The organism is Pseudomonas sp. ASL3 (assembly GCF_056680425.1).
Genome location: NZ_CM155281.1, coordinates 5592156 through 5617326, shown reverse-complemented (window position 1 = coordinate 5617326; position 25171 = coordinate 5592156). Strand labels below are relative to the sequence as shown.

Annotated in this window: 22 protein-coding genes; 5 read left to right on the top strand and 17 right to left on the bottom strand. The window is 54.8% G+C overall.

Translation table 11 applies throughout. The features are described 5' to 3' along the window. Nucleotides 1-11: 11 nt before the first annotated feature. The 17 genes from atpD to rpmH form a co-directional block, all read right to left on the bottom strand. Entirely contained in the window at nt 12-1388 is a 1377-nt protein-coding gene (gene atpD / locus AC1MEE_RS25670) for a F0F1 ATP synthase subunit beta (RefSeq protein WP_480412297.1), read from the bottom strand. A gap of 28 nt (nt 1389-1416) precedes the next feature. After that, nucleotides 1417-2277: a F0F1 ATP synthase subunit gamma gene (gene atpG, locus AC1MEE_RS25665; protein ID WP_480412296.1), complete on the bottom strand. Its 861-nt coding sequence runs from the start codon at nt 2275-2277 to the stop codon at nt 1417-1419. Nucleotides 2278-2327: 50 nt separating this feature from the next. Continuing rightward, complete coding sequence (gene atpA / locus AC1MEE_RS25660) at nt 2328-3872, bottom strand: F0F1 ATP synthase subunit alpha (RefSeq protein WP_480412295.1); 1545 nt, start codon at nt 3870-3872, stop codon at nt 2328-2330. A 21-nt stretch (nt 3873-3893) separates the two neighbouring features. Further along, a complete protein-coding gene (locus tag AC1MEE_RS25655) occupies nt 3894-4430 on the bottom strand; it encodes a F0F1 ATP synthase subunit delta (protein WP_480412294.1) in 537 nt (178 codons plus the stop codon). A 12-nt stretch (nt 4431-4442) separates the two neighbouring features. Beyond that, entirely contained in the window at nt 4443-4913 is a 471-nt protein-coding gene (locus AC1MEE_RS25650; RefSeq protein WP_480412293.1) for a F0F1 ATP synthase subunit B, read from the bottom strand. A 57-nt stretch (nt 4914-4970) separates the two neighbouring features. Further along, entirely contained in the window at nt 4971-5228 is a 258-nt protein-coding gene (gene atpE / locus AC1MEE_RS25645) for a F0F1 ATP synthase subunit C (protein WP_002555987.1), read from the bottom strand. A gap of 132 nt (nt 5229-5360) precedes the next feature. Beyond that, nucleotides 5361-6230: a F0F1 ATP synthase subunit A gene (atpB, locus tag AC1MEE_RS25640; protein WP_480412292.1), complete on the bottom strand. Its 870-nt coding sequence runs from the start codon at nt 6228-6230 to the stop codon at nt 5361-5363. Nucleotides 6231-6241: 11 nt separating this feature from the next. Next, nucleotides 6242-6649, bottom strand: coding sequence for a F0F1 ATP synthase subunit I (locus AC1MEE_RS25635; protein WP_480412291.1), 408 nt, complete (start codon nt 6647-6649; stop codon nt 6242-6244). A gap of 146 nt (nt 6650-6795) precedes the next feature. Then, a complete protein-coding gene (locus AC1MEE_RS25630; protein WP_480412290.1) occupies nt 6796-7668 on the bottom strand; it encodes a ParB/RepB/Spo0J family partition protein in 873 nt (290 codons plus the stop codon). A gap of 9 nt (nt 7669-7677) precedes the next feature. After that, entirely contained in the window at nt 7678-8469 is a 792-nt protein-coding gene (locus AC1MEE_RS25625) for a ParA family protein (RefSeq protein WP_480412289.1), read from the bottom strand. Nucleotides 8470-8487: 18 nt separating this feature from the next. Next, the gene (gene rsmG, locus AC1MEE_RS25620; RefSeq protein ID WP_480416341.1) at nt 8488-9123 is read right to left on the bottom strand and encodes a 16S rRNA (guanine(527)-N(7))-methyltransferase RsmG; all 636 of its coding nucleotides are present in this window, start codon (nt 9121-9123) and stop codon (nt 8488-8490) included. A 5-nt stretch (nt 9124-9128) separates the two neighbouring features. Beyond that, nucleotides 9129-11021, bottom strand: a complete 1893-nt coding sequence (mnmG, locus tag AC1MEE_RS25615) for a tRNA uridine-5-carboxymethylaminomethyl(34) synthesis enzyme MnmG (RefSeq protein WP_480412288.1) — start codon at nt 11019-11021, stop codon at nt 9129-9131. A gap of 569 nt (nt 11022-11590) precedes the next feature. Next, complete coding sequence (gene mnmE, locus AC1MEE_RS25610) at nt 11591-12961, bottom strand: tRNA uridine-5-carboxymethylaminomethyl(34) synthesis GTPase MnmE (RefSeq protein WP_480412287.1); 1371 nt, start codon at nt 12959-12961, stop codon at nt 11591-11593. 79 nt (nt 12962-13040) lie between these two features. Beyond that, entirely contained in the window at nt 13041-14723 is a 1683-nt protein-coding gene (gene yidC / locus AC1MEE_RS25605) for a membrane protein insertase YidC (protein ID WP_480412286.1), read from the bottom strand. Nucleotides 14724-14725: 2 nt separating this feature from the next. Next, complete coding sequence (gene yidD, locus AC1MEE_RS25600) at nt 14726-14971, bottom strand: membrane protein insertion efficiency factor YidD (protein ID WP_480412285.1); 246 nt, start codon at nt 14969-14971, stop codon at nt 14726-14728. After that, nucleotides 14964-15368, bottom strand: a complete 405-nt coding sequence (rnpA, locus tag AC1MEE_RS25595) for a ribonuclease P protein component (RefSeq protein WP_480412284.1) — start codon at nt 15366-15368, stop codon at nt 14964-14966. The genes yidD and rnpA overlap by 8 nt, the downstream gene beginning before the upstream one ends. Nucleotides 15369-15381: 13 nt before the next feature. Continuing rightward, nucleotides 15382-15516 carry a 50S ribosomal protein L34 gene (gene rpmH, locus AC1MEE_RS25590; RefSeq protein ID WP_002551315.1) on the bottom strand — a complete coding sequence of 45 codons (135 nt, stop codon included), beginning with the start codon at nt 15514-15516 and terminating at the stop codon, nt 15382-15384. Between the two features lie 603 nt (nt 15517-16119). Between rpmH and dnaA the strand changes: the two genes are divergently transcribed. The 5 genes from dnaA to AC1MEE_RS25565 all read left to right on the top strand — a co-directional run bounded on the left by dnaA (nt 16120) and on the right by AC1MEE_RS25565 (nt 24920). Further along, nucleotides 16120-17634, top strand: a complete 1515-nt coding sequence (gene dnaA / locus AC1MEE_RS25585; protein ID WP_480412283.1) for a chromosomal replication initiator protein DnaA — start codon at nt 16120-16122, stop codon at nt 17632-17634. A gap of 38 nt (nt 17635-17672) precedes the next feature. After that, entirely contained in the window at nt 17673-18776 is a 1104-nt protein-coding gene (gene dnaN / locus AC1MEE_RS25580) for a DNA polymerase III subunit beta (protein ID WP_480412282.1), read from the top strand. Between the two features lie 24 nt (nt 18777-18800). Next, nucleotides 18801-19904 (top strand): DNA replication/repair protein RecF, encoded by a 1104-nt coding sequence (gene recF, locus AC1MEE_RS25575; RefSeq protein WP_480412281.1) that lies wholly within the window; start codon nt 18801-18803, stop codon nt 19902-19904. A gap of 4 nt (nt 19905-19908) precedes the next feature. Beyond that, the gene (gene gyrB, locus AC1MEE_RS25570; RefSeq protein WP_480412280.1) at nt 19909-22326 is read left to right on the top strand and encodes a DNA topoisomerase (ATP-hydrolyzing) subunit B; all 2418 of its coding nucleotides are present in this window, start codon (nt 19909-19911) and stop codon (nt 22324-22326) included. A gap of 218 nt (nt 22327-22544) precedes the next feature. After that, on the top strand, nt 22545-24920 hold the full coding sequence (locus tag AC1MEE_RS25565; protein ID WP_480412279.1) for a TOTE conflict system archaeo-eukaryotic primase domain-containing protein: 2376 nt from the start codon (nt 22545-22547) through the stop codon (nt 24918-24920). Nucleotides 24921-25171 lie beyond the last annotated feature (251 nt).

The window sequence follows — 25171 nt, the reverse complement described above, 5'->3', positions numbered from 1 at the left end:
GGGCGCCGGGATTACAGTTTTTTGGCTTTCTCGATCGCTTCTTCGATGCCGCCGACCATGTAGAACGCTTGTTCTGGCAGGTGGTCGTAGTCACCGTTGAGGATGCCTTTGAAGCCAGCAATGGTGTCTTTCAGGGAAACGTATTTACCCGATGCACCGGTGAAGACTTCAGCCACGAAGAACGGTTGCGACAAGAAGCGCTGGATCTTACGTGCACGGGATACCAACTGCTTGTCGGTTTCCGACAGCTCGTCCATACCCAGGATCGCAATGATGTCCTTCAGTTCTTTGTAACGCTGCAACACGTACTGTACGCCACGAGCGGTGTCGTAGTGTTCCTGGCCGATAACCATCGGGTCCAGCTGGCGCGAAGTCGAATCGAGTGGATCGACAGCTGGGTAGATACCCAGGGAGGCGATGTCACGGGACAGTACGACGGTGGCGTCCAAGTGGGCGAACGTGGTGGCAGGCGACGGGTCGGTCAAGTCATCCGCAGGTACGTATACCGCTTGGATGGAAGTGATCGAACCTTCCTTGGTCGAAGTGATGCGCTCTTGCAGCACGCCCATCTCTTCAGCCAGGGTCGGCTGGTAACCTACTGCAGAAGGCATACGGCCCAGCAGTGCGGATACTTCAGTACCGGCCAGGGTGTAACGATAGATGTTGTCGACGAACAGCAGAACGTCGTTACCTTCGTCACGGAACTTCTCGGCCATGGTCAGGCCAGTCAGGGCTACGCGCAGACGGTTACCCGGCGGCTCGTTCATCTGACCGTAAACCAGTGCCACTTTGTCCAGAACGTTGGAGTCCTTCATCTCGTGGTAGAAGTCGTTACCCTCACGAGTACGCTCACCCACACCGGCGAACACGGAATAACCGCTGTGCTCGATGGCGATGTTACGGATCAGTTCCATCATGTTTACGGTCTTGCCTACACCGGCACCACCGAACAGACCGACTTTACCGCCTTTGGCAAACGGGCAAACCAGGTCGATAACCTTGATGCCGGTTTCCAACAGATCGTTGCCGCCTGCTTGTTCAGCGAATGACGGCGCAGGACGGTGAATGCCCCAACGTTCGTCGGTGTCGATCGGGCCAGCTTCATCGATCGGGTTGCCCAGAACGTCCATGATCCGGCCCAGGGTCGCTTTACCGACCGGTACGGAAATGGCTGCGCCGCTGTCGATAACGTCCAGACCGCGCTTCAAGCCTTCGGTGGAGCCCATCGCAATGGTACGAACTACGCCGTCGCCCAGCTGCTGCTGAACTTCCAGGGTAGTTTCCGCGCCTTGTACTTTCAGCGCGTTGTAGATGCTCGGTACGCTGTCGCGTGGAAATTCCACGTCGATCACGGCGCCGATGATTTGAACGATACGTCCGCTACTCATTAGCTGGATCCTCTGAATATTTGAACCGTTAAACCGCGGCAGCGCCGCCGACGATTTCCGAGATCTCTTGGGTGATCGCAGCCTGACGCGCCTTGTTGTAGATCAGTTGCAAATCGCTGATCAAGTCACCGGCGTTGTCAGTAGCGTTCTTCATTGCGATCATCCGCGCGGCTTGTTCAGCTGCGTTGTTCTCGACCACCGCCTGGTAAACCTGCGACTCCACGTAGCGCACCATCAAGCCGTCAAGCAGCTCTTTGGCGTCGGGTTCGTAGAGATAGTCCCAGTGGTGCTTGAGTTCTTGATCCGGGGTCGCCACCAGCGGAATCAACTGTTCCACTTTTGGCTGTTGCGTCATGGTGTTGATGAACTTGTTGGATACCACGGACAGGCGATCAATACGGCCATCCAGGTAGGCATCCAGCATCACCTTGACGCTGCCGATCAAGTCATTGATCGACGGCTCTTCGCCCAGGTGGCTGATCGCAGCGACGACGTTACCGCCGAAGTTGCGGAAAAAGGCCGCACCTTTGCTGCCGATCACGCACAGATCGATCTCTACGCCGTTTTCACGGTTTACCGCCATGTCCTTGACCAAAGCCTTGAACAGGTTGGTATTCAAGCCACCGCACAGACCACGGTCACTGCTCACGACGACATAACCGACACGCTTTACTTCGCGATCGATCATGAACGGGTGGCGATATTCCGGGTTGGCGTTGGCCAAATGGCCAATTACCTGGCGGATGCGCTCCGCGTAAGGACGGCTAGCAGCCATGCGCATTTGAGCCTTGCGCATTTTGCTGACCGCCACTTTTTCCATGGCGCTGGTGATCTTTTGCGTGCTTTTGATGCTCGCAATCTTACTGCGAATCTCTTTTGCGCCTGCCATGTAACACCTATCAGGTTAGCAAGCGGGAGCCTCTCGGCCCCCGCTGCGGCTTACCAGGTTTGGGTGGCCTTGAACTTTTCGAGACCGGCTTTGAGGCCAGCGTCGATTTCGTCATTGAAGTCACCCTTCACGTTGATCTTCGCCATCAAATCGGCGTGATCGCGGTTGAAGTAAGCAATCAGAGCCTGCTCGAAGCTGCCGATTTTTGGAATCTCGATGTCCACCAGGAAGCCACGTTCAGCGGCATACAGGGACAACGACATATCAGCGATAGACATCGGCGCGTATTGCTTCTGCTTCATCAGCTCGGTAACGCGCTGACCATGCTCAAGCTGCTTGCGGGTGGCTTCGTCCAGGTCAGAAGCGAACTGGGCGAATGCCGCCAATTCACGGTACTGAGCCAGAGCGGTACGGATACCACCGGAAAGCTTCTTGATGATCTTGGTCTGAGCGGCACCACCCACACGGGATACCGAAACACCGGCGTTCACAGCTGGACGGATGCCAGAGTTGAACATGGCCGATTCCAGGAAGATCTGACCGTCGGTGATGGAAATCACGTTGGTCGGAACGAACGCGGAAACGTCGCCAGCCTGGGTTTCGATGATTGGCAGAGCGGTCAAGGAACCGGTCTTGCCAGTCACTGCACCCTTGGTGAACTTCTCTACGTACTCTTCGGAAACACGGGATGCGCGCTCCAGGAGACGGGAGTGGAGATAGAACACGTCGCCTGGGTAGGCTTCACGGCCTGGCGGACGGCGCAGCAGCAGGGAAATCTGGCGGTAAGCCACTGCTTGCTTGGACAGATCGTCATAAACGATCAGCGCGTCTTCACCGCGGTCGCGGAAGTATTCGCCCATGGTGCAACCGGAGTACGGAGCCAGGAACTGCAGCGCTGGAGATTCGGAAGCACTGGCAGCCACGATGATGGTGTTGGCCAGAGCGCCGTTTTCTTCAAGCTTGCGAACCACGTTAGCGATGGTCGATTGTTTCTGACCGATAGCTACGTAGACGCAGAAGATGCCGCTGTTTTTCTGGTTGATGATCGCGTCGATCGCCAGAGCGGTTTTACCGATCTGACGGTCGCCGATGATCAGCTCACGCTGGCCACGGCCGACAGGGATCATGGCATCGACAGCCTTGTAGCCAGTCTGTACAGGCTGGTCTACCGACTTACGCCAGATCACGCCTGGTGCAACCTTCTCGACAGCGTCGGTGAGGACGTTGTTCAGAGGGCCTTTGCCGTCAACTGGGTTACCCAATGCATCGACAACGCGACCCAGCAGTTCCGGACCAACCGGAACTTCGAGGATGCGGCCAGTGCACTTGGCGCTCATGCCTTCAGCCAGAGTCTGGTAAGAGCCCAATACAACGGCACCTACAGAGTCTTGCTCCAGGTTGAGGGCCATACCGAAGACGCCGCCCGGAAACTCGATCATCTCGCCGTACATTACGTCGGCCAGACCGTGAATCCGCACGATGCCGTCAGATACGCTGACGACAGTGCCTTCGTTACGGGCTTGGGAGGTTACATCGAGCTTGTCGATGCGACCCTTGATAATTTCACTTATTTCGGAAGGATTGAGTTGCTGCATTGCTCTGCTGCCCCTTCAAACTCAAGATTTCAATGCTTCGGCTAGTTGCGCGAGTTTGCCGCGAACTGAGCCATCGATAACCAGGTCGCCGGCGCGGATGATGACACCACCTATCAGGGTGGCATCCTCCGCAGCATGCAGGCGCACTTCCCGGCCGAGCCGTGCACTGAGAACCTTGGCGAGTTTGTCTTGCTGTTCTTCGTTCAATGCAAAAGCACTGGTGACGTCCACATCGACCGATTTTTCCTGCTCGGCCTTGTACAGGTCGAACAGTTCGGTGATCTCCGGCAATAGCAGGAGACGGTCGTTTTCAGCAACGACGTGGATGAAATTTCGTGCCTTGACATCAAACTTGTCGCCACACACTTCGATAAAAGTGGTGGCCTTCTCTGCGCTCGTCAGTCGCGGGGCCTTGAGTACGCGCTGCATTGTGTCGTCTTGCGACACAGCTGCAGCCAAGCCGAGCATAACTGACCAATTGGCCAGTTGCTGGTGGGCCTGGGCGTGCTCAAAGGCTGCCTTAGCGTAAGGTCGGGCCAACGTGGTCAGTTCTGCCATGATCGCCCTCGCTTAAATTTCAGCAGCCAGTTTATTAACCAGCTCCGCGTGCGCGTTTTGATCGATTGTGGCACCCAGGATCTTCTCGGCACCGTTGACTGCCAGGCGACCCAATTGGGCGCGTAGCGCGTCTTTGACGCCGTTCAGTTCCAGTTCGATCTCGGCCCGAGCCTGAGCCTTCACACGGTCAGCTTCGACAACAGCCTGTTCACGGGCTTCGTCGACCATCTGAGTACCGCGTTTCTTGGCTTGCTCAATGATTTCAGCCGCCTGAGCCTTCGCTTCGCGCAGTTGATGACCCACTTTATCTTGGGCCAACTCCAGGTCGCGAGTTGCTCGGCTAGCAGCGTCCAATCCATCCGCGATCTTCTTCTGACGTTCGTGCAAAGCCGCGATGACCGGAGGCCACACGAACTTCATGCAGAACAGCACAAAAATGAAGAACGCAACGGACTGGCCAATCAGGGTTGCATTAATGTTCACGCCAACACCTCGCTCGTTCGTTGTCCATCACACCAATCCACTCGAAAATTCGAGAGATTAGCCAGCGAGTTGACCAACGAAGGGGTTCGCAAAGGTGAAGAACAGAGCGATACCAACACCGATCATGGTCACGGCGTCGAGCAGACCGGCAACGATGAACATTTTAACTTGCAGCATTGGGACCATCTCTGGTTGACGGGCTGCGCCTTCCAGGAACTTACCGCCCAACAGGCCGAAACCAATTGCGGTACCCAGTGCGCCCAGGCCGATCAACAGTGCAACAGCGATAGCGGTTAGACCAACTACAGTTTCCATCTTTCCTCCCGACTTTTACGTCGTATTGGTTAGGTTTTTTAGATTTTAAAGCGGTAAAACAAAAGGGTTACATCAGCCCTTGCGGGCACCCCCTCACCGAAGCGAGAGGGTCATCAGACACGCCAGGCGGTCTTAATGGTTCTCTTCGTGAGCCATCGACAAGTAAACGATGGTCAGCATCATGAAGATGAACGCTTGCAGGGTGATGATCAGGATGTGGAAGACAGCCCACGCCCATTGCAGCACCACACCCAGGCCACTGAGCCAGAGCAGGCCACTGCCGAACATGACCGCGATCAGGATGAACACCAGCTCGCCAGCGTACATGTTGCCGAACAGACGCAGTGCCAACGAAATCGGTTTGGCAATCAGAGTCACGAATTCAAGCAGGAAGTTCACCGGAATCAACAGCGCCTGAAGAAATATGTTCTTGCTGCCGAACGGGTGCAGGGTCAGTTCGCCGATAAAGCCGCCGATGCCCTTCACTTTGATGCTGTAGAAAATGATCAGCGCGAACACCGACAGGGACATGCCCAGGGTGGCGTTCGGGTCAGTCGTCGATACCGCACGGAAAGGAATGTGCGTGTCGCCCGTGACGAAGACCGCCAGATGCGGAATCCAGTCGACCGGAACAAGGTCGACGGCGTTCATCATGAACACCCAAACGAAAATGGTCAGCGCCAATGGCGCAATGACCGGATTGCGACCGTGGAAAGTGTCTTTCACGCTGGTATCGACGAATTGAATCAATACTTCGACGAAATTCTGCAGAGCGCCCGGCTGACCAGAGGTCGCCTTTTTTGCCGCCGTACGGAAGATCAACATGAAGATCAGACCCAATGCCACAGACCAGCCGAGGGTATCGACGTGGAAAGCCCAAAAGCCCATTGCCTTGGCTTCTGCTGCGGTGTGGGCAAAGCCCCAACCGCCGGTTGGCATTTGACCAAAGGTCAGGTTCTGCAAGTGGTGCTGGATATAGCCCGAAGCGGATTCTTCTGCCATGTTTAAACGCCCTAAGGTCTCGAAAGTCTTGTTCTCATAAGCAGGGGAGCAAACCAGCTGACCAACTGGGTCAACATGAACACGCCGAATACAGCCAGCGGCGCCAGTGGTTTCACACCTGCAAAGGTCAGCGCAAAAAACGCTGCCGTCAAAATCAGTTTGCCCGCCTCGCCGGCATAAAAAGACCGGACAATGGCTTGCGCTGCTCTAGCACCGGAAAACCGGAAAGCCTTGTGAGCAAAGTACAAATTGGGCAGCCAAGCTATCAGACCTCCGCAAAGACCTGAGTATCCAGCTACGACACCGTGCCACTGCCACAGCGCCAAAGCTGCCAGCAGCAGGACTACACATTGAGCCAGCAATACCGGAAAAACCGCCAGGCGATGGAACGGCAGGCGTTTTTGCGTGCGTGTTTCCATCACAACTGCTCCTGGTATGTCGGCCGCCAAAATCAATAACTTGGCATAATTTGTGCCGACAAAATGCGCGCAGAGTATAGGGGCGGTTTAGCCCCTATTCAACTGCCAGGTAGTGATTTCCGACTACCCGCTACATAGCATTTGTTTCAGCGAATGTGAGCAAGGACACCCTGCAACTCATCCAAAGAGTTATAGCGGATGACCAATTGCCCTTTACCCTTCTGACCGTGGCGGATCTGCACCGCAGAGCCTAGGCGCTCTGCCAGGCGCTGCTCCAGGCGACTGATATCCGGATCGGTTTTGACGGGTTCGGCAGGGGTCGGCTTGCCACTCAACCACTGACGAACCAAGGCTTCGGTCTGGCGTACAGTCAGACCACGTGCGACAACATGTCGCGCCCCCTCAACCTGTTGTTCCTCGGGTAAACCGAGCAATGCCCGAGCATGACCCATTTCCAGGTCGCCATGGGAAAGCATGGTTTTGATGACTTCAGGCAACGCAATCAAACGCAGCAGGTTGGCCACGGTTACCCGCGACTTCCCCACAGCGTCGGCGACTTGCTGCTGAGTCAATTGGAATTCCTGCTGCAGACGCTGCAACGCGACCGCTTCCTCCACAGGATTCAGGTCTTCGCGCTGAATATTCTCGATCAGCGCCATGGCGATGGCGGTTTCATCTGGCACATCGCGAACCATCGCCGGAATCGTCTCCAGACCCGCCTGCTGACAGGCGCGCCAGCGACGTTCACCAGCGATGATTTCAAAGCGATTGCCGTCGACCGGACGCACCACGATCGGTTGCATCACGCCTTGCACCTTGATCGACTGCGTCAGCTCTTCGAGTGCTTGCGGGTCCATGTCACGGCGTGGCTGGTATTTACCGCGCTGGATCACATCCAGCGGCAAATGCTGCAGTTCGCGTTGATCGGCCTGAACGGCCTGTTCTTCCAACGCGCTGACGGTCGGACTGCTCAGAAGTGCATCCAGCCCACGTCCGAGACCTCGTTTCTTAACGGCCATGCGGATTCCTTAAGTTGGCTGAGCGGTACGCGAGTTGCGGCGTTGACGACGAACCATCTCGCCAGCCAAGGCAAGGTAGGCCAGGGCACCACGCGATGTTTTGTCATAAGCCAGCGCCGGCATGCCGAAACTCGGCGCTTCGGCCAGACGGATGTTGCGCGGGATGACCGTATCGTAGAGCTGTTCACCGAAATGCTCTTTGAGCTGATCAGAAACATCGTTGATCAAGCTCAGGCGCGGGTCATACATGGTGCGCAGCAAACCTTCGATTTTCAGTTGCGGATTGAGCAACTCAGTGATGCGTTTGATGTTATCCACAAGGTCGCTCAACCCTTCGAGCGCAAAGTACTCGCACTGCATGGGGATAATTACCCCGTCAGCGGCGACCAGTGCGTTCAAGGTGAGCATCGACAACGACGGTGGGCAGTCGATGAGGATGTAATCGTAATTCTCGCGGATCGGCGCCAAAGCGTTGCGCAGCCGGCTTTCCTTCATCTGCATTTCCAGCAGAACGACTTCGGCCGCAGTCAGATCGCGGTTCGCGGGCAACAGCTGATAGCCACCGTGTTCCGAGAAATGCATGGCCTGGGCCAGATCGCATTCGCCGATCAGCAGGTCATAGACCGAATGCTCCAGGGCGTGTTTATCCACACCACTGCCCATGGTGGCATTGCCCTGTGGATCGAGATCGATCAACAACACGCGGCGCTTGGTCGCGACCAGTGACGCTGCGAGGTTGATACAGGTGGTGGTTTTACCCACGCCCCCTTTTTGGTTCGCTATCGCGAATACCTTAGCCATTCTTGCTTGTGTTCCCAATCATGCCGTGCGGCGCAGTATCAGCAGATGGCGTTGGCCTTGGCAACCTGGAACGGTCAAGGCTTGTGCGCTATCGAGGTGAAAATCTGTCGGTAATGCTACCAGCTCATCGGCGGGATGCAGCCCTTTCATCGCCAACCAGCGCGTATTGGTGTCACCCAGGTGACGAGTCCACTCGGTAAAGTCTTCCAGACTGCTGAACGCTCGGGAAACAATTCCGGTGAAGGGTAGCTCAGGCTGAAACGCTTCTACACGGCTGTGGATAACTTCGAGGTTATCGAGTTTCAGCTCGAGTTTTACCTGGGTCAGAAAGCGGGTTTTCTTGCCGTTACTGTCCAGCACCGTGACTTTCATCTCGGGAAACAGGATTGCCAGCGGAATACCAGGCATTCCACCGCCGCTGCCGACATCGAGCCAGCGTTCGCCCGCGATGAAGGGGACGACGCTCAAGCTGTCGAGCAAATGCCGCGAGACCATTTCATCGGGATCGCGTACGGCGGTGAGGTTGTAAGCCTTGTTCCACTTGATCAAAAGCGCCAGGTAGGCCAGCAACTGGCTGTGCTGGCTCTCACTCAAATCGACGCCGAGTTGCTGTGCCCCACGGGATAACTCTTGGGCGTGTTGCGAGGTGACCATAGAACTCAAGCGCTTTGCTCCAACTGACGGCCCGCGCCGCGTTTTTTCAAATGAATCATCAACAGTGAGATCGCCGCCGGTGTGACACCGGGAATCCGTGATGCCTGGCCCAACGTTTCAGGACGAGTTATCCCCAGCTTGCTCTGGATTTCTTTCGACAGACCGGAAATGCCGACGTAATCGATGTCTTCTGGCAATTTGGTGTCTTCACTGGCGCGCAGCCGAGCGATTTCGTCTTGCTGACGATCGATATAACCAGCGTATTTGGTCTTGATTTCGACTTGCTCGGCGACTTGTGGATCGCTGCAGCCTTCGCCAGTGATGGCCACCAGACTAGCGTAGTCGATTTCCGGACGCGTCAGCAGGTTGAGCAAATTGTATTCGTGAGTCAGCGGCGTACCGAAATGCGCAGAGATCGCATCGCCTTGTTCGGTACCCGGGCGTACCCAGGTACTTTTCAGGCGTTGCTCTTCAAGCTCGATGCTTTCGCGTTTGGTGCAGAACGCCGCCCAGCGCGCGTCATCGACCAGTCCCAGCTCGCGGCCTTTCTCGGTCAAACGCAAGTCGGCATTGTCTTCGCGCAGAATCAAACGGTATTCGGCACGCGAGGTGAACATGCGGTAAGGCTCTTGCGTACCCAGGGTAATCAGGTCGTCGACCAACACGCCGATGTACGCCTCGTCGCGACGCGGACACCAGCTGTCTTTGCCCTGCGCGCGCAGCGCCGCATTGGCTCCGGCCAGCAAACCTTGGGCACCGGCTTCTTCGTAGCCCGTTGTACCGTTGATCTGCCCTGCGAAAAACAGGCCGCCAATGACTTTGGTTTCCAGGCTGTATTTCAAATCTCGAGGATCGAAATAGTCGTATTCGATGGCATAACCGGGACGAACGATGTGAGCGTTTTCCATCCCGCGAATTGAACGCACGATCTGCAACTGAACATCGAAGGGCAGCGAGGTAGAAATGCCGTTCGGGTACAGCTCGTGAGTGTTCAACCCTTCGGGCTCGATGAAGACCTGATGGCTTTCCTTGTCGGCAAAGCGATGGATTTTGTCTTCGATCGAAGGGCAATAGCGCGGGCCGACGCCTTCGATCACCCCGGAATACATCGGCGAGCGATCAAGGTTGGCCGCGATGATTTCGTGGGTCCGGGCGTTGGTATGGGTGATCCAGCAACTGACTTGCGCCGGATGTTGCTCTTTGGAACCCATGAACGACATGACGGGGATTGGTGTGTCGCCCGGTTGCTCGGTCATTACCGAGAAATCCACTGAACGGCCATCGATGCGCGGCGGTGTTCCGGTTTTCAGGCGACCTACACGCAACGGCAACTCGCGTAATCGTTGAGCCAGGGCAATCGATGGGGGATCACCGGCACGTCCACCGGAATAGTTCTGCATCCCGATGTGGATAAGTCCACCGAGGAAGGTACCCGTGGTTAATACCACCGAATCTGCCAGGAAACGCAGGCCCATCTGGGTCACAACGCCGCGGACTTGATCCTGTTCAACGATCAGATCATCGCAGGCTTGCTGAAATATCCACAGGTTGGGCTGATTCTCGATGATTTCGCGAACAGCTGCCTTGTACAGCACGCGGTCAGCCTGGGCGCGTGTAGCGCGCACTGCCGGGCCTTTGCGGCTGTTCAACACGCGAAACTGGATGCCACCTTTGTCGGTGGCGATTGCCATTGCACCGCCAAGGGCGTCGATTTCCTTGACCAGGTGGCTTTTGCCGATGCCACCGATAGCAGGGTTGCAGCTCATCTGCCCGAGGGTTTCCACGTTATGCGTCAGCAGCAGGGTTTTTGCACCCATGCGTGCTGACGCCAGTGCAGCCTCGGTACCGGCATGACCGCCGCCGATGACGATCACTTCAAAACGGGAAGGGAAATCCACCACGCACCTCGTGCCTGTTTCGTTCATGGGAAATTTGGAATGGCGGCAAGTATAGGGACTTCCCCCCCCTGAAAGGAACCTTTTGCACAAAATTTAACCAGCTGTGGATGACTGGCGGATATAGAAATTAAAAAGAGAGAAATTTATAAATCTTTGTTTTTATGTTTATATTTACTGAGGACGATTTCTGTGGATAAGGTTCTACAGGCCTTTATATTCAATCTGTACAGAGATTCAAAAGTCTGTGGTCAGGTGGCAATGAGGCCCTTGGATAAGTGCTTTAAGCCTGTGGATTAAATAGGCACTTGTCCACAGGGGCCGTTATCCTCAGTTTTGAGGCCCACTTATCAACCGAGCTGAAGGCCAGTTATTCACAGGGCTTAATCCACAGAAATGTTGTGCAGCCGCCAGAAAAAAGACGCAGAAAAGCAGCCGAGGACAGAATCCAATCTGTTCGGTTGGCAAAAAGACGGGGATACGCGGAGGTGCAGGAGCTGGCTTGCCTGCGATTCAAGCGACGCGGTGTGTCAGATACACCGCTATCGCGGGCAGGCCCTACAGGATTGAGACTATTTACCGATACAGAAGCTGGAGAAGATGCGCCCAAGCAGGTCGTCAGAGCTGAAAGCACCGGTAATCTCGCCCAGCGCCTGTTGAGCCTGACGCAAATCTTCAGCGAGGAGCTCACCGGCACCAGCAAGGGTCAACTGAGCCCGACCGTGCTCAAGCGATGTACTGGCATGACGCAATGCTTCCAAGTGACGCCTGCGGGCGCTGAAGCTGCTCTCAGAGGTCTGTTCATAACCCATGCATGCTTTCAAATGATCGCGTAGCAGTTCCAGACCTTCGCCGGCAGCCATCGCGCTCAGGCTGATTGTCACATGGCCATCGGCGCTGCGTTCCAGGGCGACAGGATCGCCACTCAGGTCTGCCTTGTTACGAATCAGCGTGACCTTCGCCGGATCTGGCCGTTGTTCAAGAAATTCAGGCCATAAGGCAAACGGATCATTCGCCTCAGGTGCGGTCGCATCCACCACCAGCAAGACCCTATCGGCCTCACCGATCGCCTTGAGCGCACGTTCTACGCCGATTTTCTCGACCTTGTCTTCGGTATCGCGTAGCCCGGCCGTATCCACCACATGCAACGGCATGCCATCAATGTGGATATGTTCGCGCAAGATATCCCGGGTAGTCCCCGCAATCTCGGTGACGATCGCCGCTTCCCTCCCAGCCAAGGCATTGAGCAGGCTCGATTTCCCGGCGTTCGGCCTGCCGGCGATGACCACCGTCATGCCATCCCGCAGCAATGCGCCTTGCCCTGCTTCGCGCAAGACTGTGGATAATTCTTCGCGCACGGCATCGAGCATTTTCAATACATGGCCATCGGCGAGAAAGTCGATTTCCTCCTCCGGGAAGTCGATGGCAGCCTCTACATAGATCCGCAGATTGATCAGTTTCTCAGTCAAGTTATCCACACGCTGAGAAAATGCACCTTGCAGTGAACGCAGAGCATTGCGCGCAGCCTGGGCGGAACTGGCTTCAATCAGATCGGCAATCGCTTCAGCCTGAGCCAGATCGAGCTTGTCGTTGAGAAACGCGCGTTCACTGAATTCACCTGGGCGAGCCAGTCTGCTGCCCAATTGCAGACAGCGCTGCAGCAACATATCCAGCACGATCGGACCGCCATGGCCCTGAAGTTCGAGTACATCTTCGCCGGTAAATGAATTTGGCCCGGGGAAATACAGCGCGATACCTTCGTCGATGACTTGCCCTGTTTCATCGCTGAATGGGCCGTAATGCGCATAACGCGGGGTCGGTTGACGGCCGATGATTGCTTGCGCAGCACTACTCGCCAACGGGCCGGAGATACGCACGATACCCACACCGCCTCGGCCTTGGGCAGTTGCAATGGCGGCGATAGTTTCACGAGGGACGTTCATGGCCAGGCACTCTCGACAAATGGCGGATAGCAAAACGCCCCACGAGGGGGCGTTTTGCATTACTTATACACAGATTAGATCAAGCAGTTGCTTTCTTGGTAGCCGCTTCGATCTTACGAGTGATGTACCACTGCTGCGAGATGGACAGGCAGTTGTTGACCACCCAGTACAGCACCAGACCAGCAGGGAACCAGAGGAAGAAGAAGGTGAAGATGATAGGCATCAGCTTCATCACCTTGGCTTGCATCGGGTCCGGCGGAGTCGGGTTCAACCGTTGCTGGATGAACATGGTCGCGCCCATGATGATCGGCAGGATGAAAAACGGATCCTTGATCGAAAGGTCAGTGATCCAGAGCATAAACGGAGCCTGACGCATTTCCACGCTTTCCAGGAGAACCCAGTACAGCGAAAGGAAAACCGGCATCTGCACAACGATCGGCAAGCATCCACCCAATGGGTTGATCTTCTCTTTCTTGTACAGCTCCATCATCGACTGCGACATTTTCTGCCGGTCATCGCCATGCTGCTCTTTCAACGCTGCCAGTTTCGGAGCAACGGCGCGCATACGAGCCATGGATTTGTAGCTGGCCGCCGACAGAGGGAAGAAAAGCCCTTTGATCAGCATGGTCAGGAAGATGATCGAGAAGCCCCAGTTACCGACCAGGCTGTGGATATGTTGTAGCAGCCAGAAGATCGGTTGGGCGATGAACCACAGAATGCCGTAATCGACAGTCAGCTCAAGACCTGGGGATAACTCTTTCAGCACGGCCTGGCTTTTAGGGCCGGCATACAGGGTTGCACTGGCTTCAGCTTTTCCGCCAGCTGCGACAGTTAGCGCAGGGCCGGTGAAACCGATGATGTAATTGCCTTGGCTGTCTTTACGAGTCGTCATGACATTGCTGTCGGACTTGTTCGGAATCCACGCTGTTACAAAATAGTGCTGCAACCAGGCGACCCAGCCGCCTTGAACGTTTTCTTTCAGCGAAGCCTTATCGATGTCTTTCATCGATATTTTTTTGTACGGTTCGGCTGGAGTCCCCAGCGCAGCGCCCAAATAAGTGGCGGTGCCGGTCGCAGTGCTGGAAGACGGATCCGCACTCGCATCACGTTTTAGCTGTGCGAACAGGTTACCGGCCCATGGCTGACCGCTCTGATTGTCGATCAGGTAGGTGACACCCAGGTCATACAGGCCGCGCTTGAAGGTAAAGCGCTTGATGTAGTTGACGCCACCGTCGGTGAACTTCAGATCGACGATCAGATCATTCTGGCCGTCGGCCAGTTGATAATTCTTTTGCGCACTGGTGTAAACAGGACGACCTGACGCACGAGCGTCCGGGCCATTGGCGCCTGTTAGCCCACTTTGTGCCAGATAAGTACGTTCGCCGCCGTTATCGAACAGCTGGAACGGAATCTCTGGGTGGTCCTGACGACGTGGATAGAGGGGCAACCGTAGCTGTGCAATGTCACCACCAACCGGGTCGATCTCCAGATTGAGCACATCCGTTTTTACCTGGATGAGATCTTTACTGACAGCAACCGGTTTTTCGGTTGATGCTGCGGTTTCACCGTTGGCGCTCGGAACATCGGCACTTGCAGAAGCATTTGAACCCAGCGCCGTGTCCGGAATAGCCGGGGCGGTTGTGCTAGCAGCAACATTCTGAGTCGGCAGGGCAGCCTGGCCGTAGTCTTGGTTCCATTTCAGAACCCCGACATAAGTCACGATTGCCAGGGCGACGATCAGGATCGTGCGTTTAATATCCATGATTACTCGGCCATCGAAGAGGAACGGGAGGTGGGGACAGGTGGAACCGGGTCATAACCACCGGCATTCCACGGATGACAGCGACCTAAACGACGAAAGGCCAGCCAGCCACCGCGTAGAAGGCCATGATTTTCGATGGCTTCATACGCGTAGCAGGAACAACTGGGGTAGAAACGACAGTGACTGGCCATTAGCGGGCTAATGGCATAGCGATAGAACTGGATCGGAACGAGGGCCAGTTTACGCATCTGGACTGTCTACCCCTACAGTTTCGGCTTTGACTTCTGGAGCCGGTCGGCTACGTGCCAGACGTTTCCAGAGTTTGCCAAAATGCTGAATCAATTCGGGGTTTTCTATCTCACCCAAACCTTTGCGCGCGACAATTACGATATCCCAGCCGATCAGATCATCCTGGTGCTGGCGAAATGATTCGCGCATTAGGCGTTTCAAACGATTGCGCTCAACGGAGAGCTTGACGCTCTTTTTACCGATCACTAACCCCAAACGGGGGTGATCCAGGTCGTTGTTACGCGCAAGGAGCAGGAGATTTTTCCCCGGAACCTTACCGGTAGGGGAGTCAAAGACTGCCTTGAAATGTCGGGGTGTCAGCAACCGCTTTTCCCGACTGAAGTCTCGACTCACCACCTGTGCCGATTTATCAAACTGCCAGACGCTTACGGCCTTTGGCGCGACGACGCGACAGGACTGCACGGCCGTTTTTGGTTGCCATACGAGCACGGAAACCGTGGGTGCGGGCGCGCTTGATAGTGCTGGGTTGGAAAGTACGTTTCATGGCGTGTTACCTGGTTCGTCCACAACGGGCCGGAATGGCCCCCGTTTTAAGAGACCGGGGATTCTAGAGAAAGCAAGCCTCTAGGTCAATTTCCAACCAGCGTTTCCTTCATTTACTTCTCAAACGCCCTTTTGAGCGTCCTTCTCCTGAACGAACCTTTTTGCTGGAAAAGACGAGCGGACCTGATGATCAAATATAGAAATAAAGAAGGAAAGTATTTAAAGCTTTTTTATAAAGCTTATAAAAGCTAGGGAAGCCATATTCTGTGGATAAGTACCTCTAGCCCTTTGAATTCAAGCTGTACAGAGGATGACAACACGGTTGAGAAACGGTGCTCTGCCTGTGCTGCGCTGTCGGATAAGCTGTGCATGGAATGGCCTCTTATCCACAGGGCGGTTATCCACAGAGTTTGGCCCCGACTTATGCAATGAGCTGAAGCACGTTTATCCACAGAGCTTATCCACATGCCATTGGTCGCGTAATTTCTGCATAAAGCCTTGATTCTTCGTGACCTCTGAGCAACCTACATGTGGATAAGTCTGTCGCTGATCGTTACAATGGCGGCTGTTTTTGCCTCACCGGCTTTCAACTTAGGGGATATCCGTGTCAGTGGAACTTTGGCAGCAGTGCGTGGAGCTTTTGCGCGATGAGCTGCCTGCCCAGCAATTCAACACTTGGATCCGTCCGCTACAGGTCGAAGCCGAAGGCGACGAGTTGCGTGTCTATGCACCGAACCGCTTTGTTCTCGATTGGGTCAATGAAAAATACCTGGGGCGTTTGCTGGAGCTCCTCGGCGAGCACGGGCAGGGTCTCGCGCCTGCGCTTTCCTTATTAATAGGTAGCAAACGCAGTTCTGCGCCGCGGGCAGCGCCGAACGCACCGCTGGCCGCTGCTGCATCGCAGGCAATCGCCGCCAATCAGGTTGCCGCGTTACCTATTCAGCAGCAGGCTGTCTCTTCGCCAGCGCTGAGCCAAACGATTGCGGTCAGCGCTGAGCCTTCTCGTGCCAGCTTCGATCCGATGGCTGGCGCCAGCTCGCAGCAAGCACCAGCGCGTGCTGAGCAACGTACTGTTCAGGTTGAAGGTGCGCTCAAGCACACCAGTTATCTGAATCGGACCTTCACCTTTGAGAATTTTGTCGAGGGTAAGTCCAACCAACTGGCACGCGCAGCGGCCTGGCAGGTCGCGGACAATCCCAAGCATGGCTACAACCCCCTGTTCCTTTATGGCGGTGTTGGTTTGGGTAAGACCCACTTGATGCACGCTGTGGGTAACCATCTATTAAAGAAGAACCCGAATGCCAAGGTCGTTTACCTGCATTCGGAGCGCTTCGTGGCTGATATGGTCAAGGCGTTGCAACTCAATGCCATCAACGAGTTCAAACGCTTCTACCGTTCGGTCGATGCGTTGCTGATCGATGACATTCAGTTCTTCGCGCGCAAAGAACGTTCTCAGGAAGAGTTCTTCCATACGTTCAACGCGCTGCTTGAAGGCGGTCAGCAAGTTATCTTGACCAGCGACCGTTACCCGAAAGAGATCGAGGGCCTGGAAGAGCGGCTGAAATCGCGTTTTGGCTGGGGATTGACGGTGGCTGTCGAGCCGCCGGAATTGGAAACCCGCGTTGCGATCTTGATGAAAAAAGCTGATCAGGCGAAAGTTGATCTGCCCCATGATGCGGCTTTCTTCATCGCTCAACGTATTCGCTCCAACGTTCGTGAACTCGAAGGCGCCCTGAAGCGGGTGATTGCTCACTCGCACTTCATGGGGCGCGACATTACGATCGAGTTGATTCGTGAATCGCTGAAAGATTTGTTGGCGTTGCAGGACAAGTTGGTCAGTGTGGATAACATTCAGCGCACCGTTGCTGAGTACTACAAGATCAAGATTTCGGACCTGTTGTCCAAACGCCGTTCACGTTCGGTGGCACGTCCGCGACAAGTCGCGATGGCGCTGTCCAAAGAATTGACCAACCACAGCTTGCCTGAGATTGGTGATGTGTTCGGTGGACGTGACCACACGACCGTTTTGCATGCATGCCGCAAGATCAACGAACTTAAGGAATCCGACGCGGATATTCGCGAGGACTACAAGAACCTGCTGCGGACACTGACTACCTGATGACACCAGCGCAGCTTATTAAGGCAAGGGACTAGACCATGCATTTCACCATTCAACGCGAAGCCTTGTTGAAACCTCTGCAACTGGTCGCCGGCGTTGTTGAACGCCGCCAGACCTTGCCGGTGCTTTCCAACGTGCTACTGGTCGTCGAAGGCCAGCAGCTGTCTCTGACAGGTACCGACCTTGAAGTCGAGCTGGTTGGCCGTGTTCAGTTGGAGGAGCCAGCCGAGCCGGGGGAAATCACCGTTCCTGCGCGCAAGCTGATGGATATCTGCAAAAGCCTGCCCAACGACGCTTTGATCGATATCAAAGTCGACGAGCAGAAGCTGGTGGTGAAGGCTGGGCGTAGCCGGTTTACCTTGTCCACATTGCCTGCCAACGACTTCCCGACTGTGGAAGAAGGTCCAGGCTCGCTGACATTCAATCTGGTACAGAGCAAGCTGCGTCGATTGATCGAACGCACCAGCTTCGCTATGGCCCAGCAAGACGTTCGTTATTACCTCAACGGCATGCTGCTTGAAGTGCATGCTGGCGTGTTGCGCGCTGTTGCCACCGATGGCCACCGTCTGGCGATGTGTTCGATGACGGCCGAGATTGAACAAGCTGATCGCCATCAAGTGATCGTGCCACGTAAGGGCATCCTTGAATTGGCGCGTCTGCTGACCGAGCAGGACGGTATTGTCAGCATCGTTCTGGGCCAGCATCACATCCGTGCAACCACCGGTGAATTCACCTTCACCTCGAAACTGGTCGACGGCAAGTTCCCTGATTACGAACGTGTCCTGCCAAAAGGTGGTGACAAGTTGGTGTTGGGTGATCGTCAGGCACTGCGTGAAGCGTTCAGCCGCACGGCTATTCTGTCCAATGAAAAGTATCGCGGTATACGCTTGCAGCTGGCCAATGGTCAGTTGAAAATTCAGGCGAACAACCCTGAACAGGAAGAGGCTGAGGAAGAAGTCGGTGTGGATTACAACGGCGACTCGCTGGAGATTGGTTTCAACGTAAGCTATCTGCTCGACGTGTTGGGCGTGATGACCACTGAACAGGTGCGTCTGATCCTGTCTGACTCCAATAGCAGCGCACTGGTGCAGGAATCGGATAACGATGATTCCGCTTACGTCGTTATGCCGATGCGCCTGTAACAGTCAATGTCCAGCAGAACCTAGATGTCTCTCAGCCGCGTCTCGGTCACCGGGGTGCGCAATCTGCACCCGGTGACCTTCTCTCCTTCTCCCCGCATAAATATTCTCCATGGCGCAAATGGCAGTGGCAAAACCAGTGTTCTGGAAGCCATCCATTTGCTTGGCCTTGCCCGCTCATTCCGAAGCGTACGCTTACTGCCAGTCATTCAATACGAGCAACCGGCGTGTACGGTTTTTGGTCAGGTTGAATTAGCCGAAGGTGGGCACAGCAGTCTGGGTGTTTCCCGGGACCGCCAGGGAGAGTTTCAGATTCGCATCGACGGCCAGAATGCTCGAAGTGCTGCGCAGTTGGCCGAAGCATTGCCTTTGCAGCTAATCAACCCGGACAGCTTTCGTCTGCTTGAGGGTGCTCCGAAAATTCGTCGTCAGTTCCTCGACTGGGGAGTGTTCCACGTGGAACCTCGTTTTATGTCGACCTGGCAGCGCTTGCAGAAGGCCCTGAGGCAGCGGAACTCGTGGCTGCGGCATGGTACACTTGACGTCGCTTCACAAGCGGCCTGGGACCGGGAGTTATGCCTGGCCAGCGCTGAAATCGATGAATATCGTCGAACTTACATCAAGGCGCTTAAACCGGTTTTTGAAAAGACCTTAAGCGAGCTGGTTGAGCTCGAAGGTTTGACCCTGAGTTATTACCGCGGTTGGGACAAGGATAAAGAGTTGAGTGCAGTACTCGCCTCTTCCCTGCACCGCGATCAACAAATGGGTCACACGCAGGCTGGACCGCAACGTGCTGATTTGCGTCTCAGGTTGGGCGCTCATAATGCCGCAGAAATTTTATCTCGTGGCCAGCAGAAGTTAGTGGTCTGTGCCCTGCGCATTGCTCAAGGACATTTGGTCAGCCAGGTTCGGCGCGGCCAATGTATTTATCTGGTGGACGATTTGCCGTCTGAACTGGACGAGCATCACCGCCGTGCGCTCTGTCGCTTGTTGGAAGACTTACGCTGCCAGGTGTTTATCACCTGTGTAGATCATGAATTATTGAGGGAAGGCTGGCAGACGGAAACGCCAGTTGCCTTGTTCCACGTGGAACAAGGCCGTATCACCCAGACCCACGACCATCGGGAGTGAAGGCATGAGCGAAAATCAAACGTACGACTCCTCCAGCATTAAAGTGCTGAAAGGGCTAGATGCCGTACGCAAGCGTCCCGGTATGTATATCGGTGACACCGACGATGGCAGCGGTCTACACCACATGGTGTTCGAGGTGGTCGATAACTCGATCGACGAAGCTTTGGCCGGCCATTGCGACGAAATCAGCATCGTCATCCATACGGATGAATCGATCACCGTCCGCGACAACGGTCGCGGTATTCCGGTAGACGTACACAAAGAAGAAGGCGTTTCGGCAGCGGAAGTCATCATGACCGTGCTGCACGCAGGCGGTAAATTCGATGACAACTCTTACAAGGTATCTGGCGGTCTTCACGGCGTAGGCGTTTCCGTGGTTAACGCGCTTTCTGAATTGTTGCTGCTGACCGTGCGTCGCAGCGGCAAAGTTTGGGAACAGACCTATGTCCATGGTGTTCCACAGGAACCCATGCGCATCGTTGGCGAAAGTGATTCCACCGGTACCGAAATTCACTTCAAGCCATCCGACCAAACCTTCAAGAATATTCATTTCAGCTGGGACATCCTGGCCAAGCGTATTCGTGAACTCTCGTTTCTCAACTCCGGTGTAGGTATCGTTCTCAAAGACGAACGCAGCGGCAAGGAAGAGCTGTTCAAATATGAAGGTGGATTGCGCGCGTTCGTTGAATACCTGAACACCAACAAGACTCCGGTGAACCAGGTGTTCCACTTCAACATCCAGCGCGAAGATGGCATTGGCGTCGAGATCGCGTTGCAATGGAACGACAGCTTCAACGAGAACCTGTTGTGCTTCACCAACAACATTCCTCAACGCGATGGCGGTACTCACCTGGTCGGTTTCCGCTCTGCACTGACGCGGAACTTGAACACCTACATCGAGCAGGAAGGTCTGGCCAAGAAGCATAAAGTCGCCACCACCGGTGACGATGCGCGTGAAGGTTTGACCGCGATCATTTCGGTCAAAGTGCCAGATCCAAAATTCAGCTCGCAGACCAAAGACAAGTTGGTTTCGTCCGAAGTGAAAACCGCAGTCGAGCAGGAGATGGGTAAATTCTTCTCCGACTTCCTGCTGGAAAATCCGAACGAAGCAAAAGCAGTTGTCGGCAAGATGATCGATGCAGCACGCGCCCGTGAAGCGGCTCGTAAAGCTCGTGAGATGACTCGTCGTAAAGGTGCGCTGGATATCGCTGGTCTACCGGGCAAGCTCGCGGACTGCCAGGAAAAAGACCCTGCCCTTTCCGAACTGTATCTGGTGGAAGGTGACTCTGCTGGCGGCTCCGCCAAGCAGGGACGCAACCGTAAGACTCAGGCGATTCTGCCACTCAAAGGCAAGATCCTTAACGTAGAGAAAGCGCGCTTCGACAAGATGATCTCTTCGCAAGAGGTGGGCACCTTGATCACTGCGCTGGGCTGCGGTATTGGCCGTGACGAGTACAACATTGCCAAGCTGCGCTACCACAACATCATCATCATGACCGATGCTGACGTCGACGGTTCGCACATCCGTACCCTATTGCTGACTTTCTTCTTTCGCCAACTGCCTGAGCTGATCGAGCGTGGTTACATCTACATCGCTCAGCCGCCGTTATACAAAGTGAAGAAAGGCAAGCAAGAGCAATACATCAAAGACGACGACGCCATGGAAGAGTACATGACGCAGTCGGCTCTGGAAGACGCCAGCTTGCACCTCAATGAGTCGGCCCCGGGCATTTCCGGTGAGGCGCTGGAGCGTCTGGTCAACGATTTCCGCATGGTCATGAAGACACTCAAGCGCTTGTCGCGTTTGTATCCTCAGGAACTGACCGAGCACTTCGTTTACCTGCCGCCGGTTACTCTTGAACAACTGTCCGACCACGCCGGCATGCAAGCCTGGCTGGCACTGTTTGATGTCCGCCTGCGTTTGAACGAGAAATCCGGTCTGGTCTATAAAGCCAGTCTGCGTGAAGATCGCGAACGTAACGTCTGGCTGCCAGAGGTCGAACTGATCTCTCACGGTCTGTCCAACTACGTGACCTTCAACCGCGACTTCTTCGGCAGTAACGACTACAAAACTGTCACTGCTCTCGGCTTGCAAATAAGTACCTTGCTGGAAGAAGGCGCTTACGTGCAACGCGGCGAACGCAAGAAGCCGGTCACCGAGTTCAAAGAAGCCCTTGCCTGGCTGATGGCGGAAAGCACCAAGCGCCATACCATCCAGCGCTATAAAGGTCTGGGCGAAATGAACCCGGATCAGCTGTGGGAAACCACCATGGATCCGGCCGTGCGCCGGATGCTCAAGGTCACTATTGAAGATGCCATTGGCGCTGACCAGATCTTCAACACCCTGATGGGCGACGCGGTAGAACCACGTCGTGACTTTATTGAGAGCAATGCCTTGGCGGTGTCCAACCTCGATTTCTAAGAGGGCGGATTGTTATCCCGACTAAATCAAACCCCGGATAAATACTCCGGGGTTTTTTTTAGTAAAAATTGGCGTTATGTAGATTCTCTCTGCCGTTCGCTAAGGGGATTGTCGCTGAGCACTCCGCTCTGTGGAGAGGGTTGGTACTCCGCCACCGGATGTAAGCATCACCGCTAAAATGACCATAGCTATTGGCTTGTGGATATTGATGAGGCTATATGAAAAATGGCGACACATTGGAAAGCCTACGAATCGAAATCGCTAGGCTGATTGCGTTGTTGGAGGCCAACTCTATAGATTGGCGCACCGATGCCGAGCCGATCAAAATCCAACCCTCATCGGATGAGTCGCTAGCTCAGCAATTTGGTACCGAAGCAAAACTTGCGCTTTTTCGACGATTATTTAAGGGGCGGAGCGATGTGTATCCGATCCGTTGGGAGAGCAAGGGGGGAAAGTCTGGATACTCGCCTGCCTGTGCCAACGAGTGGCGAATCGGCATTTGCGAGAAGCCTCGCATTAAATGCGGTGATTGCACTCATCGCCAACTGATTCCGCTGACCGACCAGGTGCTTTATCGACATCTCGCGGGAGAGATCGTCATTGGCGTATACCCCTTGCTGCCTGACGACACTTGCTACTTTCTCGCGGTGGATTTTGACGAGGCGGAGTGGCGGGAAGACGCCCGAGCTTTTGTTCAGTCATGCCATGAGTTGAGTGTGCCGGTGGCATTGGAGATTTCACGGTCTGGTAACGGAGCGCATGCATGGATTTTCTTTGAGAGAAATGTCCCTGCTTATGATGCGCGTCATCTCGGGACGGCGATCATCAGCCATACTTGTGCACGTACCCGTCAGTTGAAACTCAACTCATATGATCGACTCTTTCCGAACCAGGACAGAATGCCTAAAGGTGGTTTTGGCAATCTGATTGCACTGCCTTTGCAGAAGAGAGCGCGCGCTCAAGATAACAGCGTCTTTGTGGATGACTCGCTCGAACCGTACATTGACCAATGGGCGTTTCTGGCCACCATTCAACCGATGTCTACGTACGATATTGAACCAGCAATATTGCGTGCTACCGGTAACCGTCATCCACTGGACGTTACCTTCGTTGCCGAAGAAGATCAGCAGGAGCCATGGAAACTCCAAGAGCCGAGACAACAGAGGTTAGCCTGCCCCCTGCCTGAGTCTGTGAACATCACGCTGGCTAACATGGTCTATTTCGACAAATCGGAATTGCCACAACCACTGGCCAACAAGCTAATCAGGCTAGCTGCATTTCAGAACCCAGAGTTCTATAAAGCACAGGCGATGCGTCTGCCCGTCTGGAACAAACCTCGCATCATTGGTTGTGCGGAAAATTTCCCCAAACACATTGCGCTGCCTCGCGGTTGTCTTGATGCCGCCCTAGAGCTTCTGAGCAATAACGGTATTGCCGCTGTCTTGCAGGATGAACGTTTTGGGGGTGAACCTATTGACGTCAGTTTTGCTGGCACTTTACGCCAGGATCAAGAGGCTGCTCTAGCCGCAATGCTTGAACACGACGCCGGCATACTGTGTGCACCAACTGCGTTTGGTAAAACCGTAACGGCTGCCGCGCTGATTGCTCGGCGTGGCGTGAATACTCTAGTGCTGGTGCACCGCACCGAGTTACTACGGCAGTGGCAGGAACGTTTGCAAGTTTTTCTTGATGCCGATAAAGGTGTTGTTGGCACCATAGGCGGTGGGAAAGCCAAACCGACTGGGATCATCGACGTTGCCGTAATGCAGTCGATGTCGCGGCAGGGTGAAGTCAGCGAGAAGGTAAAAAACTACGGACAAATCATCGTCGATGAGTGTCATCACCTTTCGGCGTTTTCGTTCGAAGCGATACTGAAGAGTGCAGGGGCTAAATATGTGCTCGGCCTGACTGCCACTCCGATCCGTCGTGACGGACAGCAACCCATCATCTTTATGCAGTGTGGGCCAATTAGGCACACCGCAGCGAGACCGGACAGCGCACCAGATGACCTGCTGATAATGCCTCGATTATTGCCGAGTCCGATCATCATGGCAGCGGACTCAGGCATTCAGGATGTATTTCGGCATCTCTCCGACGATGCAGAGCGCACCGCCAAGATCATTTCTGAAGTCGAAGTGGCATTCAGGCAGGGCCGAAAAGTACTGGTGCTGACGGAGCGGACCGAGCACTTGAGTGCCATAGAAGCAGGATTGACCGGGCGCGTGCAGAATCTTTTCACCCTGCATGGACGGATTTCGAAAAAACAGCGCGTTGCACTAATGAGTGAGCTGGCAGCATTACCACCTGAAGCGCCTCGGGTGCTGTTGGCTACTGGCAAATTGGTAGGTGAAGGTTTTGATCATCCGCCGTTAGATACCCTGATATTGGCAATGCCGATTTCCTGGAAGGGCACACTTCAGCAGTACGCAGGAAGGCTGCACCGCGAACATGTAAACAAGGTTGATGTGCGCATTATCGACTTTGTAGACGCCGGGCACCCAGCTTTGCTCAGGATGTGGGATAAACGCCAAAGCGGTTATAGAGCGATGGGGTACAGATTTTCGGACTCATCCAACTCAATGGACCTGTTCTAGATGCGTTTTTCAGCGATCACGTGCATGCAATCTTCCGTATGCAATGTGCTATAGGCAATCCTGGATCACTTGCAGAATAAATCGCAAATAGCGAGAAATGGTCCGGAAACCTGGGGCCGCGCCGTCAGGTTCGAGCGGGTCGATGCGCCACTCGTCTGGCCTGTAAAAACACGCTCAAGATCAGGTCGGTTAAGCCGATGAAGTGTATGTGAACGGGGCTGCGCGGGGTTCATTAGTCAAAGTAAAAGTCA